Annotated in this window: 9 protein-coding genes; 1 reads left to right on the top strand and 8 read right to left on the bottom strand. The window is 48.2% G+C overall.

Annotated features, from left to right (window positions below):
- Window positions 1-45 precede the first annotated feature (45 nt).
- The 5 genes from DR864_RS15090 to DR864_RS15070 all read right to left on the bottom strand — a co-directional run bounded on the left by DR864_RS15090 (window position 46) and on the right by DR864_RS15070 (window position 7,735).
- Complete coding sequence (locus tag DR864_RS15090; protein WP_114067759.1) at window positions 46-819, bottom strand: HpcH/HpaI aldolase family protein; 774 nt, start codon at window positions 817-819, stop codon at window positions 46-48.
- A gap of 28 nt (window positions 820-847) precedes the next feature.
- Window positions 848-2,371 (bottom strand): SusD/RagB family nutrient-binding outer membrane lipoprotein, encoded by a 1,524-nt coding sequence (locus tag DR864_RS15085; protein ID WP_114067758.1) that lies wholly within the window; start codon window positions 2,369-2,371, stop codon window positions 848-850.
- A gap of 27 nt (window positions 2,372-2,398) precedes the next feature.
- Entirely contained in the window at window positions 2,399-5,950 is a 3,552-nt protein-coding gene (locus tag DR864_RS15080) for a SusC/RagA family TonB-linked outer membrane protein (RefSeq protein WP_374755785.1), read from the bottom strand.
- Between the two features lie 20 nt (window positions 5,951-5,970).
- A complete protein-coding gene (locus DR864_RS15075) occupies window positions 5,971-6,975 on the bottom strand; it encodes a FecR family protein (RefSeq protein ID WP_114067757.1) in 1,005 nt (334 codons plus the stop codon).
- 73 nt (window positions 6,976-7,048) lie between these two features.
- Window positions 7,049-7,735: an RNA polymerase sigma-70 factor gene (locus tag DR864_RS15070; protein ID WP_114067756.1), complete on the bottom strand. Its 687-nt coding sequence runs from the start codon at window positions 7,733-7,735 to the stop codon at window positions 7,049-7,051.
- Between the two features lie 257 nt (window positions 7,736-7,992).
- Between DR864_RS15070 and DR864_RS15065 the strand changes: the two genes are divergently transcribed.
- On the top strand, window positions 7,993-8,775 hold the full coding sequence (locus DR864_RS15065; protein WP_205319110.1) for a DUF6242 domain-containing protein: 783 nt from the start codon (window positions 7,993-7,995) through the stop codon (window positions 8,773-8,775).
- Between the two features lie 63 nt (window positions 8,776-8,838).
- Here the strand turns inward: DR864_RS15065 and DR864_RS15060 are convergent, their stop codons facing one another.
- From DR864_RS15060 to DR864_RS15050, 3 genes are all read right to left on the bottom strand, one after another.
- Window positions 8,839-10,344 (bottom strand): glycoside hydrolase family 32 protein, encoded by a 1,506-nt coding sequence (locus tag DR864_RS15060; RefSeq protein ID WP_114067754.1) that lies wholly within the window; start codon window positions 10,342-10,344, stop codon window positions 8,839-8,841.
- Window positions 10,345-10,459: 115 nt separating this feature from the next.
- Window positions 10,460-12,166, bottom strand: a complete 1,707-nt coding sequence (locus DR864_RS15055) for a RagB/SusD family nutrient uptake outer membrane protein (RefSeq protein WP_114067753.1) — start codon at window positions 12,164-12,166, stop codon at window positions 10,460-10,462.
- Window positions 12,167-12,187: 21 nt separating this feature from the next.
- Window positions 12,188-15,355, bottom strand: a complete 3,168-nt coding sequence (locus tag DR864_RS15050; RefSeq protein WP_114067752.1) for a SusC/RagA family TonB-linked outer membrane protein — start codon at window positions 15,353-15,355, stop codon at window positions 12,188-12,190.
- Window positions 15,356-15,363 lie beyond the last annotated feature (8 nt).

Raw genomic sequence — 15,363 nt, 5'->3', positions numbered from 1 at the left:
AGGAACGTAGGTTGGTTGGTGGATAATCGTCGGAAAGCTTCGGTACTAGGTATACGTTGCCCGGGCAGCCGCCAATTTTTTAGCCATGGCCCGGGCGCCGTCGGCCACAAAGGTGGCATCGGCGCCGCAGGCAATGAAACGGATGCCCATGTCGTGGTATTTTTGGTAATCGTCGGGATTGAAAAATAGAATACCCGTTGATTTGCCCGCTTTTTGGGCGGCAAGGATGATTTTTTGGAGGGCGTCGATGAAAATCAGATTGTCGAACTGACCGAAAATCCCAAGTTCCATCGAAAGGTCTGCTGGCCCGATGAAAAGCACATCGACCCCTTCCAACGCGGCGATTTCGTCCAAATGGTTCAGGGCTTCCACGGTTTCGATTTGGATAATACCTAAAAGGCTTTCTTTCGAGGCGTCGTAATACGTCTGGAAATGTTGCCCAAAACCCGTTGCTCGGACCATTTTGGCCACGCCCCGGTTGCCGAACGGAGGATAATGCAGGCCGTTGATTACCTTTTTTGCCTCGATAGCATTGTTTACTTTGGGACACATGACGCCCGCCGCACCCATATCCAACACCCGTGAAATACGGGCAGAATCACTGCTTTCGACGCGCACAAAGGCGACGGTGGGCGTGCTTTCCAGCGCCTGTAACTGCGCTAATACATCCTTTTCCGTACCAGCACCGTGTTCCAAGTCAATCAAGACCCAATCGAACCCTGAGAGTCCTACGATTTCGGCCGTGAGTGGGCTTCCAAGATTTAACCAACACCCGTTGAGGGTTTCTCCTTGTTGGAGTCGTTTTTTTAAATTTTTCATGTATAAAAAAGGATGAAAACAAGTTTGTTTACTTCTTGTCCCACCATATTCTGGTATCTAAAAGATTAGGCCCCTGACGGCTAATGGCCTGTTCTACATTGGTTTTATTTACGTTCAGCTCGGCGTCGGTGTATGTGAGGCGGCGAATAAACGGCTCGGTCTTGAGGTCGCTACCGGGATAAGGGTTTGGCGTCAAAACTGGGTAACCACTGCGACGGAAATTAGCCCAAGTTTCGGGACCAATCAGAAAAGAAGCGACCCAGTATTGGGTGTTAATTTGCTCCAATTCCTTACCGACTGCGAGCGGATTGGCTTGGACGTAAGCCGTGATGGCGGCATCGGCGATGGCGGTGCTGGTGCCATAACTTGCAAATTGTTGCATGTGGGCCCGAATACCGTTGGCGTACAAGACGGCGGGGTCGCCCGTGGTCCATTTCCGAAAAGCGGCTTCGGCCAGTAAAAGTTGCGTTTGGGCGTAAGTAACCAGAAAACTTGGAGCGGCCAAACCCGCCATGCGGGTACGGTCGAGTTGGCTATAATCCCACAGGCTTGCCAATTTGTTGACCGTTACAGCCGCGCTGATGGTGGTGTTGTCGTAGCCCAATGGTGCCCCGATTTGAACCCCTGGGGTGCGATTAGCCCGGGATTCTACCTGTTGTGCTCCGCTGGTAGCACCCACGTACCGAACGGCAATAGAGGCCAAACGGGGGTCATTGTTTTTGCTTAAAAAAGTAACAAAATCTTCGGCCAGATAAAAGAAGGCTGATTGGCCACCGTTGAGCTGCGAACCCACAGGGTTGGTAAAATTGGCGTTATGACGAATGATGGCATTGTCGGCATTGGCTTGCATGACCCCACCCGCCACGGCTTTGGCTACGTATTCAGCGGCTTTGGTCGGGTTAACTTTAGAAAGGCGCATGGCCGCGCGCAGCAACAGCGAATAGCCTAGGCGTTTCCATTTGGTCACATCGCCGTCGTACAACACATCACTGGCTACTTTTGCTTTGGAGGCATCCAAGCCAGCCGAAGCAGCATCTAACTCACTCAAAATATCGGTATAGATTGACTCCTGCGTGTCATAAACGGGAGTGGCAATACCTTCCAGATAGTTTTTCCCTGCCTGTGTATAGGGAATGTCGCCGTAGGTATCGGTCAATAGCATGAAGGAATAGGCTTTCCAGATGCGGGCCATGTTGTAAAGATTGGAACGCGCAGGGAGGTCTTTGGTTTTGGCTACCACATCGGTCAGTTCCTTGATATTGGTCTGATAGTAGGTATTCCAGTTGCCAGAGGCTACGCCTCGATTGTCCTGATTGAAGTTTGCCGCCGAACCCTGACCGCTGAAAGGCGTAATCATTTGCTTGACGATGGTGGTTTCGTAACTCAAATTGCCGTAGCCTGGCGCAGTGTTGACGATGGCAGTGTTGAGCTGATAGCCAGGGTCAACGGCGGTTAAGGCAATAGGGTTGACGTTCATTTCGTCAAATCCTTTATCGCAGGAAGCCAGAAAGCAACAGGCGATTATTGGGAGATAAATACGTATTTTTTTCATCTTGATTCTCTTTTGGTGATTTGAATCTTAAAATTTAACATTCAGATTAAATCCGATACTGCGCGTAACGGGCAATCCTGTGGCTTCTAGTCCAATCAGGTTATCGGAAGGAAAACCGAATTGTTCGGGGTGGATATTGGGAACCCATTTTTTGAGTACGGCCACGTTGTTGGCGACGGCATTGAGCCGAAGTCCTTTGATAAACGGAATGGCTCTGGGGAGAAACTTGGTAAAATCGTAACCAATGGTGATTTGGCGCAATTGCCACAGGCCTGCGTTGTACACAAACTCTTCGGCGATGTTTTGAGAACGTACCGTTTCATAATAAGCCTGCACACCTGACTTGGTTTTGTTTACCTCTCCGTTGGGGTTGACACCGTCGCCGATGACGAAGTTTTCGGCCCTTCCCACCAACGTCGCTTTGTGCAATCCGTGCCGCCACGCGTTGTGGTTGGTGCCCGAAATCATCTTATGGCCCAATTTAAAATCAATCAAGAATGAAAGGCTTACACCTCTGTAGGTGAGGCTATTGGTGAATCCGCCCACCCACAGCGGCAACGCACTGCCAAACGCAATCTGGGTTGGCGTACGCAACGGACGGCCGTTGCCAGCATCAAATACCTGACGGCCTTGGGCGTCGCGGAGGTAGCCAAATCCAAACAATTGACCCATGGGCTGGCCTACTACTTGGCGCAGTTCGCCCGTAAAGTCACCCGTGCCGACGGTAATCATGTTGTCGCTCACGCCACTGCCCAAATCGAGCACTTTTGTTTTATTGTAAGCCGCGTTAAAAATGAAGTTCCAACTGAAATCTTGACGTCTGATGGGGTTTAGATTAACCAACATTTCCAAACCTTGATTACGGCTTTGGCCAACGTTGATTAATTGATTGAGGTAGCCGCCCGCGTTGGAGGTTTGAGCGCGAAGGATTTGGTCAGAAGATAATTTGTCATAGTACGTAAAATCCAATCCAATCAGGTTGTTAAACAGCTTCAACTCCAATCCAAACTCTTTCTCAGAAACCCGCATTGGGCGTAGATTGGCATTCGGAACAGTGGACCCGCTGATGCTTCCCAAAGGTTGAGCTACACCGCTTGGCGACGGAAACTGTTGGGGATTGATGCCGTAAAAAAGGTTGTTGGCATACGGCGATACGTCAGTGTCGCTTCCCACTTCAGCGTAGGCAGCCCGAATTTTTCCGAAATTAATCCAAGAGGGTAAAGAGGTAGCAAATGCCTGCGAAAACACAAAACTTGCCGTAACGGAAGGATACAAAATACTGCGATTGGCGGGCGATAAAGTTGAAAACCAGTCGTTTCTGACGGTTCCGTTTAAGAATAAATAGTCTTTGAACGAAACTTCCGCCGACGCATACAATGAATTTACCTGACGTTCTGAGAACTCATAGGTAGCGTCGCGTTGGCGGCTGTTGCCAATGGTGTACAGGTCGCGGGTGTAAAAATCCTGCACAAATACGTTGTGGCGGCTGATGCGACGGTACATTTGGTTGCCACCCACGTTTACGTTTACCCCCACTGTACCAAAAGTTTTATTGGCTCCCAACAAGAAGTCAGCGTTGAGTTCGCGCACGTTGCGGGCGTCTTGGACGTATTGGCCGTTCACAAATCCGGCGGGAGCGGCGGGTTGGCGTTGGGTGCCAGTGGGCAAGTTATAATCCTGTTCGCGAGAATAGTAATCCTGACCGACCCGCCCCTGCAAAAACAGCCAATTGGTGAAGTTATAGCGGGCTGTCAGGTTGCCGAATACGCGGTCGTTGCGGATATTATCAAAACGTTTGAGGGCAAAATAAGGGTTGGTTCGGTTGGTAAAGCGCGACCACACGGTCTCGTTTCCGTTGGCATCAGAGGCGTATTTTTCCAATAAATCCAATGGCATCGAATTGGCCATGTTGAAGATAATCACTGGGCTGTAATCCTGCTCGGCAATGTTTGGCGGATTTTTGCGGTACTCATTGGAGTAGTTAACGTTGCCCGAAACGGTCAGTTTTTTCAGCGTTTGCGTAAAGCCCAAATTGATGGTTCGGCGGTCGTAGCCAGAGTTGCGCAAAATGGTACGGTTGTCTAAGTTGGAAACCGAAAGACTGAAGCCCCCGTTTTCGTTGCCCGAAGACAGCGTGAGGGTGTTGGTCCAAGTATAACCTTTTTGATAAAACTTTGAGATTTGATTCCGTTGCGGCTCGTAGGGTACGGTGATGTTGTCAAAAAGAATATGGGTCATACCGGGCTGAAACTTCTCACCAAAACTCCATTGCCCAGAGGTTGGGAAGGGAGCCGTGGGGCGAACGCCGTTTTCGCCTTGTCCGTATTCGTATTGATAATCAGTGTAATCTAACGGAGTTTCGGAAGTAAAATTAGAATTGTAGCTCAGCGAAATCCCCGAACCTGTACCGCGTGTTTTGGTGGTAATCATGATAACACCGTCTTTGGCCCGCGACCCGTAAAGGGCTGACGCGGCTGCACCTTTCAAGACCGTCATGGTCTCGATGTCGTCGGGGTTGATGCTGCTCAATCCGTCGCCACCGTCGGAGGTCCGGTTGCTTCCTTTTTCGGAAACGTCGCCCCGGGCACCGTTGTTGGTGTTGTCAATCGGCACGCCATTGACCACGATCAGGGGAGAGTTGTTGCCGCCAAACGAAGATTGCCCGCGAATACGGATTTTACTCGTTCCTGCCGGACCAGAGCCCAACGACGTGATGTTTACCCCCGCCATTTTTCCCTGCAAGGCATTCATAAAATTGGCGGTGCGGTTCACGGTCATTTCTTCCGTACCTACCGTGGCGGTGGCGTAACCGATACTTTTGGCCTGTTTTTTAATTCCTAAGGCCGTCACGACGACTTCGCCCAAAGACTTGCTTTCGGGGGCCAATGAAACGGTGATGTTGGTCTGATTGCCAACGGCGATTTCTTTACTTTCATAGCCTACGTAGCTGAAAACTAAGATGGAAGAAGTTTCGGGTACTTCCAACTGAAAAGCGCCCTCTGCATTGGTGGTAGTGCCTCGTTGTGTGCCTTTAATCAACACGCTCACGCCGGGCAGCCCTGCGCCTTTTTCATCGGTGACTTTTCCTTTGACGGTTTGTGCCATTACCTCCGCCTTTTCCACACTCTTTACTTGCGGTATTTCGCTCGTTATGGGTTTTTCGGCGGGTTGTTCGGGACTGACACTCTCCTGAAATCGGGCGTCAGCTTCCGCCGTTTTAGGAGATTTTTTGGTTTCCAAAATAACGTAGGAACCGTTTTTGACTTTCTTATAACTCAGGCCTGATGTACGTAAAATACGGTCCAGATTTTGTTCCAGATTTGCGTTCAAATTGACGACATCAGAAGAAACGGTAATGCCTTCTACCAGGCCACCCTCAAACAAAATATCGACTTGATAGCGACTTTTGAGGTCTTTGAGTACCTCCCTCAACTTCAGCATGGTGGGCGCGGCGGCCTCTGATTTTTGAGGCAGCTCATAGGCACGGGCGTAGGTTTGCGCCCAAATAGGATGCCCACTCAGCGACAAGGCTAGGAGCATGACACCCATCCCACAGGATTTTTGTAGGCTTTTTTTCATAGTAGAGAACGGTTTAGCGGCTATTGGTTATCAGTTAGAATCACGGTGTTACCCGTTTTTACAATTTTGATATTGAAAATTTCGGAGACAATACCGAGTAATTCGTCCGCGTTTTCGGCGCGAAAAGAACCGACGAGGGTGCGTTTTGAAAGGGTTTCATCTTTGATAATGACCTGAATCCCGTAGTTTTCATCCATTATTTTGGCAAACTCCTCCAGCGTGGTATCATCAAATACAAAGCGATGGTCTTTCCAAGCAGCGTATTTTTCGGGTTGTGGGGTTACCTCCTGTTGAAGGTGATTGCGTTGGTCGAGCGTCACCAAGTCGCCGGGTTTCATAATGACCTGCTTTTGGGTTTGGCCTTCGCGGTAGCGCAACTGCACTTTGCCCTTGTTGAGTACCACTTTAGCGGTTTGCTGACGCGAATACACGGTAAACACCGTACCCAGCACCACAACTTCAAACCCTTTGTTAGTTTTGACGATAAATTTCTGATGGTCAGGTGTATGTGTTACGTCAAAATTGGCTTCTCCCGTCAATAATACTTCGCGGGTTTGGGTCCCAAAACCAAAACGCGGTACACGCAGGGACGAATTTGCGTTGAGCGTCACTTTGGTCTGATCGCTGAGCTCTAGTGATTTGGTTTCACCAAACGCCGTGGTGTGGGTTTGATACATGATATTATTTCTGAACACCCAACTTCCCACCAACACCCCTCCAATCAGACAGGCCGCCAGCATCCACAGCCCGAAATATCGCTGGGTAGGAAGCGGGGTTTCTTCCGTAGGAAAAACAAGGGACGGATTTTGGTCAAATTGGTCGGCGTAGGCATGAAACCGCTCAATGGCTTCGGGCAAGTTCGTCAAATATTGCGGACGTTGATATTCGTATTCGACCAACCACTTATAAAACAGCTCTTCATTGGCGGGTTGTTTGACCCACTCATCAACCATTTGTTTTTGTAAAGCGGATGTTTTTCCTGACAAATAGCTGAATATGAATTCTTTGTTGATTTCTGCGTTCATTGATGCTTTCTTTTGTGACCCGACAAGAATCGTTTTTTTGGTTCCTTACTAGCGAGAAGTTCTACGTGAAAAATCAGTGAAAAAGCCCCGTAAGGAAGGCGAACAGTGACAGCAACCACTTGTCTTTCAAAAGATTTCGAATATACTGGTTGGCGCGGGTGAGCTGTACATCGACAGTCTTGACGGATAGATTGAGTTCGTCGGCGATTTCGCGGTACTTTTTACCTTCAAATTTTTGCATGAGGTAAATCCGCCGCCGTTCGAGAGGTAGCTTGTTGACGGCCTCTTCGACGTCGTGGTATAATTCCTCAAACTGACTGATTTGGTCGGGTTGCTGCTCGTCGAGGATAGATTTTTGGGCAGCTTCGCCGATGTCGGCTTTGCGGCTCAAATCCCAACGAAGATGGTTATACGCACGATTTCGCACCGTCCGAAACAAATACAGACGGTACGAAGAATCGATTTCCAGAAAAGTCTTATTGGTATAAAACTGAAAGAAAATCTCAGAAACCAAGTCCTCGGCAATTTCGCGTGAGCCGACAAACTTCACCGCGTGCGTACACATTGGTTGGTAATAGCGTTTGTACAGCAACTCCACCCCAAGCCGCAGATTGGTTTCCAGCGTTTTGCGGATAAACAACTCATCATCCAACTCAAAAGCGGTTTTGAGAGGTGGGTGGGCTGGGTTAAGCGGAATGGAAGGAGTACCCAAGGGTTTTGGGTTTCGCTCTTCGTAAGGTTCGTTGTACGCCTGCTCCATCGTTTGTGCCTGAGAGTAATATTGCTGAAGGATTTATATACCTTTCCGTAATCTACTACTAAGACAAGTTGGAGGGTCAGAACTCCTTACATAAATAGGAAAATATTTTTATTTTTTTGAATGTTATTGATTTATAAGCTAGAATTTGGACCAAAATACCCGCTTTATGGGCTAAAATAGTAAATCTTAAGAGGTAATAAATTATACCGATTTGTAGTACTTTTGAGCTGAACACTTAAAAAACACTTTGAATGAAAATGAAAAAATTATTACTCGCAGCTTTCGTGTGTACTGCACTTTTATCCCCCTTGCTTCTGAATGCCCAACGCTGGGAACAGGTAGGGAAAAAAGGAGATTGGGCAAATACCATTGGTGTTGTAGGCATGGGTGGCTACTTATACAGTATTGAAAAGGACGGGACGCTGTTTCAGACCGATAAACAGGGAAATTATCGACAGCTTGGCGACAAAGGATTATTTGATAATGCTGACCTGTTGGTGTCGTTGGACAACGAAATTTGGACCATTGAAGATGGCTCTCTTTATCAGACGATTCCCTCAAAGGCAGTTTGGCGTCAGGTGGGTAAAACGGGCGATTGGAAAGATACCCAAGGAATGGTGGGGCTGAATGGCAAACTTTATAGCATTGAAACCAGTGGAACGCTTTATGAAACTTCCAAAGACGGTACTTGGCGACAAATCGGCAACGATGGGGAGTTTACTGATGCCGAAATGCTCGAAGCCATGGACGGACATCTGTGGACGGTCGAAAAAGGTACACTTTATAAAAGCAACATGAAAACCCTGCGCTGGCAGCAGGTAGGCAAGGTGGGCGATTGGGAGAATACCATCGCGATGGTAGCCGACCGTGGCTTTTTGTGGAGTGTAGAAGCTGACGGAACGCTTTTCAGAACGGATAAAAACGGAAACTATGAGCAAGTAGGCGAAAAAGGCCTCCTGAGCGCAGTAACGCGCATTATTGCCATGGATAACACACTCTACGTCATTGAAAACGGTACATTGTACCGCACAAAAGGCTAAGAAAACAGTTGCTAACGTCGGCGAGGGCTGCGCGCCCTGGTTCAAACCTCGCCGACGTTTAATTTAACGAACAGTATGAACCGAAAGGGTCGTTATCTTCGCCTTTCCACCTTCCGAAGTCAACGTGATTCCGCCTTCGTTTTTTGTAGGGAAAATCCATTCGGTCAGGGCGTGCTCGCCGTCCTGTGCAAATAATTCAAGGATTGACTTGTCGGCTAATAGCCTGATTTTAAGCTTTCCATCTTTCAATGGCACTTTCACGCGCTCCACACTCGAAAAGCGCGGGTGAAAATTTACCTGTCCCGAACGAGTTCGGTCGAGGGATAATTCCTGCGTGTTGGCATCGTAGCGAATGGCTGTAGCTTCGCCTTGGCTTTGGAAGACATTGAGCGTAACCACCTTGGCCTCTTGCGGCTGAATTTCCAGTGTTAAATCAAATACTTCGCCTTTGAACGGCACTTCATACGTGCCGTCAACAACCTTGTTTTTTACACTGAATGCGGCTTTTTGTGCATTTTTAAGTTGAATAATGGGCTGCTGAACGAGTCGGAGTCCATCGGTTGTTTTTTTCAGTGAAAACTCCCGAGCCACTGAAAACCCTCCCCGCCATGTGTCACCAGTGGGGATTTCACGGGCGTATTCCCAATCGTTTATCCAACCAATCATAATGGGTTTGGCGTGCGATTTTGGCAAATTATTGAAGGGAATAGCTGCGTAAAAATCTTTGCCTTCGTCCACATATAAGATTTCATTCTGTTTTTGGGGCGTGAAGGTTTTTCCGTCAAAATCACCCACAAAATACTGCATGGCCAGATAGTCCTTTTGACGGTGCCCGCTCGAAATCATCAATACCCACTTGGTTTCTGTGGAACCTTCCACGGGCACTTTGGTCAGGGAGGGGCATTCCCAGATTTTGGTCATGTCTCCCTGCTTGCCGAATTCACTCAGTAACGTCCACTTTTTCAGGTCTTTGGATTCATAAAATTGGGCGATGTATTCCAATGGTTTTACGACAGTCATAATCCAAACCTGTTTTTCGGGATACCAAATCACGTTGGGGTCGCGGAAGTCTTTCATGCCTAAGTCCAACACGGGGTTTTTGTCGTAACGCTTCCAGGTTCTGCCTTTATCGGCGCTGTACGCGATACTCTGGTGCTGGGCTTTGCCTTCAATGTGCGACGTAAAAATCGCCACCATTCCTTTGGTAAAGCCTTTTTCAAAGAAGCCAGAGGTATTCATGCTGTCGATGACGGCACAACCCGAAAAAATCATGGTTTGGGTTCCGTCGGCGTTGTCAAACTCAGGCAGGGCCACGGGGAGCGTTTCCCAGTTTTTGAGGTCTTTGCTCACAGCGTGGCCCCAGCTCATGTGCCCCCATACATTCCCGAAAGGGTTGTATTGGTAAAACAAATGGTATTCGCCGTCAAGATATACCATTCCATTAGGGTCATTCACCCAATTTTTTGGCGCGGTATAGTGGTACTTCGGACGATAATCGTGGGGCTTGTTTTGTGCAAAACAAGCCACTGAGAAAAGGAGAAAAAACAAACAAGGCGCTATTTTTTTCATTTGTATGTGTCATTAAAAAGTTTCCAAATGTACCTTTTTACAATAAGAATGGTAGCAGTAAGATATAACCACTACCATTTCCTTCATGTGTTTCTAATCTATCAGTATTTGTCTTTTAATACCCTGGATTCTGCTTATAAAGTCCGTTGGTAAACGTAATTTCAGCCTGTGGAATGGGTAAATATTCGTCGCGTCCAGCGGTAAATTTCGCCGTTGCCAAGTACGTTCTGCTCACTTTTTCTTTGGCGATGTAGGCATTGAGCGTGGGTTCAGCAATGCCCCAACGAACCAAGTCAAAGAAGCGAGAACCTTCGGTTGCAAACTCCAAACGGCGCTCCCATTGCAGGGCTTTGAAAGCAAAATCCTGCGTCCAACCCGTGGCAGAATAGGGTTTTACGTTGTACTTTGAAGCAAAGGTTCCGTCGATTTTTTTGAGGCGGCCAGTACTAGCGGCGGCTCTTTCTCTGATTTGATTGATCAGCGGCAACGCGTTGGCGGGCTGGCCCAACTGGATATAAGCCTCGGCCTGCATCAACAATACATCGTCGTAGCGAAGGATATCGTAGTTTTTAGCGGTTCCCATAAATGGACCGAGTTTGAAATACGACCCGCTCGTGGCCAATTGTTGAAAGCGCATGGTATGAAAATTGCCATACACGCCCGGGTCGCGTACCCAACTGTTGCTGAACAACTTAGTGTTGTCGTATTTGTACACGTGCCCTTCAATGCCTACGGTATGGTCGAGGCGTGGGTCAACGGTTTGGGTAGACAAATCGGCGGGTTTGTTGTTGAATGTATCAAAATTGGGCAAGCCGTTGGCATCTGTTGTGTGGGCATTGACCAAATTTTGGCTTCCGGCGTGGAATCCGCAACAGCCGTATTGAGGAGCACCGTGCGGGTAATTCAACCCATCTTCGTAACTCATACGTCCGGCAGTGGTGCCGTCGTTGACGGTGAACTGGATGGCGAAAATAGATTCGGGACCGTTTTCGGTTTCGGGAATAAAATTGTCGGCAATGTCTTTGCTCAAACTGTATTTTCCAGAAGAAATCACAGCCTGTGTAAGCGTCACTACTTCCTGCAAGCGGCTTTTGTTGATGTTGGTCACTTTGTGGTTATTGTCCTGCTCGTAGGCTTGATACAATCTCAATTTGGCCAAATACGCCTGCGCCGATAGTTTATTGGCTCTTCCCAATTCTGCCTGTGAAGTGGGTAAGTTGTCAATGGCAAACTGGAAATCAGCGGCAATTTTATTCCATGATTCTTCATTGATCAATGTATTAGATACCTTTAAGATGTCGGCTTCGGTGGCAGTCTCGTCAAAAATCGGGATGTTTTTGTACAATAATTTCATGGTGAAATAGCTATGCGCTCGCAAAAAACGCAATTCTGCCAACCGTATTTTTTTGTTGGGAAAATTGGCTTCCGTCAGGGTATTGACGGCGCGCAGGGCCACGTTGCATCTGGAAATGGACTTAAACAGGTTTTGCCACGTGCGGGTTACAAAAGCGCCCATGGTGGGCGTCACTAGATTGTAATGTTCAAGGGCATCAATTTCACCCACGTCGCCTGTGCCGCCACCGCCCTTGTAGGTGTCGTCAGAACGTACGCTACCGTACACCCAATTGCTATAAATAGGCCCAATCATATCGCCGTTGCCGATGGCGGCGTAGGCAGACGTGACCAAACCGTCAATGGCCGTAGGAGACGTTAGGTCAGAGGATGATAATACGCCCGTAGGAGTGTAATCAAGGGCATTTTCGCAGGAACTGAACGCCAGTATTCCCGAAATCAATATAGTGGAGAATAGTTTCTTTTTCATGTTTGCTTTAATTAGGATTCATTAAAATGACGCGTTAACACCGAAAGTGAACGTTTTTGGAATAGGAACGGGGCCAAGGTCAATGCGCTCAGGGTCTGGGCTTAAATAATTCTTGCTCTTAAACCAAAACAGGTTTTCGGCCATTGCATATACGCGTAGTCGAGTAAAGACCCCTTTGGCGTTAATGCTGTATCCCAATTGAATGTTACGCATTTTGAAGTAGGACGTATTGACGATGAAGTAGTCAGAAGTGCGTCCTTCGCCATTGTTATCTTTCAGGGTCAAAGCGGGAACATTGGTGTTGGTATTTTGGGGTGTCCAAGCATCAAATACGCCGGGGCCTACGTTCTCACGTCCTTTCATTAAATTATTGAACAGCGTATAAACATCGAAACCTTTGCGGCCAGCTACGCCTGAACCAAAGATAGACACATCAAACTTTTTGTAGGTCAAATCAACCCGCAACCCGTACTCCAAAGCGGGCAGGGTAGTACCAATCCATGTTCTGTCTAAATCGTCGATTCTGTTGTCGTTGTTAATATCTACGTAGCGAATTCGGCCTGGTCCAGCACCTACCTGCACGGGAGCGGCGTCTACTTCTGCTTGCGATTGGAAAAGTCCATTGGTTTTGTAACCGAAAATGTCAAATTGAGAGTGCCCGATGATGGTATTGACGAGGTTTCCTGCATAGGCGGGGCGGACATTTTCGGGTAGTTCGGTGATTCTATCCCGGAAGTGGGTGAAGTTTGCCACAACATTGTACTTCAAATCCCGCTGGGTCATGCCGCGATAGCCCAACACAAATTCCCATCCTTTGTTTGATTTTGAAGCACCGTTTACGGCTTTTGATTGCCCTTCGCCCAGCGCAGATGCAACGGGAGGGGTAATCAAAATGCCCGAGGTTTTGCGGGTAAAATAATCAAATGAACCAAAGATGCGATTGTTCAGAATGGCAAAATCTGTTCCGACGTTGATTTCGTCGGTGGTTTCCCATTTCAGTGCCGAATTGGCGGCTTGGGTTTGAACGAAGCCAGAAGGCAAGGTGCCTGTATTAGCGCCTGATAAAGCATAGGCAGTGCCGATGTTCATGTACTGCTCCCAAAAACCACCCACAAGCTGTGCCTGTGTAGTGCCGTAGCGGGTATCAAACAATCCAAAACGAGCCAAGTCGCCAATTTGCTGATTTCCCACGCGTCCTGCGCCGATTCTTACTTTCAGTTCTGAAAATAGGCTGTTGTTTTTCATGAACTCTTCTTGGTCGATTCTCCAGCCCAACGAAGCTGCTGGGAAAATACCATAGCGGTTGTCGGTACCGAAACGAGACGAACCGTCACGACGGATAGTGACCGCCACTAAGTATTTATCCGAAAAATTATAATCAACCCGCGCAAACTGTGAGAGCAAACGGTGGCCGGTAGAGCCGCCCGTCACGGTGGTGTTTCCCGTCCCGGCGTTCAGTGTAAAATAATCTTCGGTTTGCAGGGCAAAGCCTTCTTTTTTGGTGGTTTGTAAGTTCAAATCCGTTTTGATGTATTCAGTTCCGACCAAAAACTTAAAGTGATTTTTGTCGTTCAGGTCCCAATTGTACCGTAGCGTGTTGGACCAAGTGGTGCTCAAAAAATGATTTTGGTCGAAGAATAAGCTGTTGGTGGTTCGGTTAAAAGCTCCTTCCGAAAAGGTTGGCGTGATTACTTTATTCAAGAAACGCGCATCATCTGCCCCTAAATTTGATTTGAAAAACAGGTTTTTGATGGGTTGAATCTCCACAAAAATATTCCCGAAGGTGCTCAAACGATTGGCGTTGTTCCACTTGGCAATGTCCTGCATGTGCAGGGGGTTATTTCTATCAGAATAGCCTGCTCCCGATGCTCCTGCATAAGTAACCCCATCTTTTTGGAAAACAGGAATGGTCGGGACCAATGTAACGGCCAATGAAGTAGTGGTAGCGCCGCCCAAATCGGTAGCCGTGAGGGTTTCGTTGGAATTGGCGACGCGTAAGTTAATACCAAACCGTACTTTATCATCAAAGGCGCGGGTGAGGGCATTGATGCTGCCGCTCAAGCGGTCGTAGTTGGTAAACCGCAGCATCCCTGTATTCTTGAGGTGGCCTAAGTTTACTTCAAGTGAGGAGGTTTTGGTGCCGTATGAAGCCGTAAAATCATTTCTGGTGACGATACCTGTTTTGTACATCACGTCCTGCCAATCAGTGTCACCGGCGGGTGTATTGGGGTCGCCGCCCACGAAAGGCTTCACCGTCACGCCTGTCAATACGGGATTACTAAAGTTTTTGTTCCAGTTAAAATCGTAAATCTCACCATAACCTGCCGCTGGGTCTTGGCCGTCATTGACCGATGCCTGCCACAAAGCCCGTCCTCTGTCAACGGCGTTCAGCATTTTGAAGCGCATTGATTTTTCCGATTGTGCCGATACACTGCTGTTAAACTGAAATTCGATTTTGCCGTTGGTGTTGCCGCCGTTTTTGGTGGTCACGATAATTACCCCGTTGGAAGCGCGCGCTCCGTAGATGGATTCGGCTGAGGCATCTTTCAACACCTGAATAGATTCGATGTTGGCCGGATTCATGTTTTGGAACACTTCGGGGCGTGTGGTCGGAATTCCGTCAATGACGTAAAGTGGGTCGTTGTTTCCCAGGGTATTGGCCCCGCGAATCAGGATTCGGCTGTTGGAACCGTTGGGAGAGCCGTCTCTTTCGATGTACAAGCCCGGCACCCGTCCTTGCAAAGACTGCATGGGATTGCCTGAGCTGTTGTTTTTGATAGGGGCCAATTCAACCACCGCTACCGAGCCGGTCAAGTCTTCTTTTCGCTGCGTAGTGTAGCCCACCACCACCACTTCTCCGAGGGCGCCGCCGGGAGTGAGGCTGACGTTTACGGTGTTGATTCCAGTGATTGAAACCTCTTTGGTGGTGTAACCGATGAACGAAACTTTCAGCGTGGTGGCGTTGTCGGGTACTGAAATTGAGAATTTACCTTCGCCGTTGGCAGTAGTTCCGATGGTAGTACCGGCGACTAGAATGCTGGCACCTACGAGTGGCTCGTTGTTGTCGTCGCCCATAACGCTGCCCGTAACGACGCGTTGTGCCAAGACGGTTTGCAGCGAAAGGAGCCACGCTGCGATGACCGGAAGATAATGCTTCATCTTGGTTAAGTAGAGAATTTTAGTGTTCATAGTAGATT

It is taken from the genome of Runella rosea, from assembly GCF_003325355.1.
Taxonomy (GTDB): Bacteria; Bacteroidota; Bacteroidia; order Cytophagales; family Spirosomataceae; genus Runella; species Runella rosea.
The sequence above is the reverse complement of the archived record's forward strand: the minus strand, read 5'-3'. Positions and strand labels throughout refer to the sequence as shown.

Excerpts from the sequence above, each read along its gene's own strand:
- DR864_RS15080 (WP_374755785.1), bottom strand. The coding sequence starts at position 5,950 with ATGAAAAAAAGCCTACAAAAATCCTGTGGGATGGGTGTCATGCTCCTA.
- DR864_RS15085 (WP_114067758.1), bottom strand. The coding sequence starts at position 2,371 with ATGAAAAAAATACGTATTTATCTCCCAATAATCGCCTGTTGCTTTCTG.
- DR864_RS15075 (WP_114067757.1), bottom strand. The coding sequence starts at position 6,975 with ATGAACGCAGAAATCAACAAAGAATTCATATTCAGCTATTTGTCAGGA.
- DR864_RS15050 (WP_114067752.1), bottom strand. The coding sequence starts at position 15,355 with ATGAACACTAAAATTCTCTACTTAACCAAGATGAAGCATTATCTTCCG.
- DR864_RS15070 (WP_114067756.1), bottom strand. The coding sequence starts at position 7,735 with ATGGAGCAGGCGTACAACGAACCTTACGAAGAGCGAAACCCAAAACCC.
- DR864_RS15090 (WP_114067759.1), bottom strand. The coding sequence starts at position 819 with ATGAAAAATTTAAAAAAACGACTCCAACAAGGAGAAACCCTCAACGGG.
- DR864_RS15055 (WP_114067753.1), bottom strand. The coding sequence starts at position 12,166 with ATGAAAAAGAAACTATTCTCCACTATATTGATTTCGGGAATACTGGCG.
- DR864_RS15065 (WP_205319110.1), top strand. The coding sequence starts at position 7,993 with ATGAAAAAATTATTACTCGCAGCTTTCGTGTGTACTGCACTTTTATCC.
- DR864_RS15060 (WP_114067754.1), bottom strand. The coding sequence starts at position 10,344 with ATGAAAAAAATAGCGCCTTGTTTGTTTTTTCTCCTTTTCTCAGTGGCT.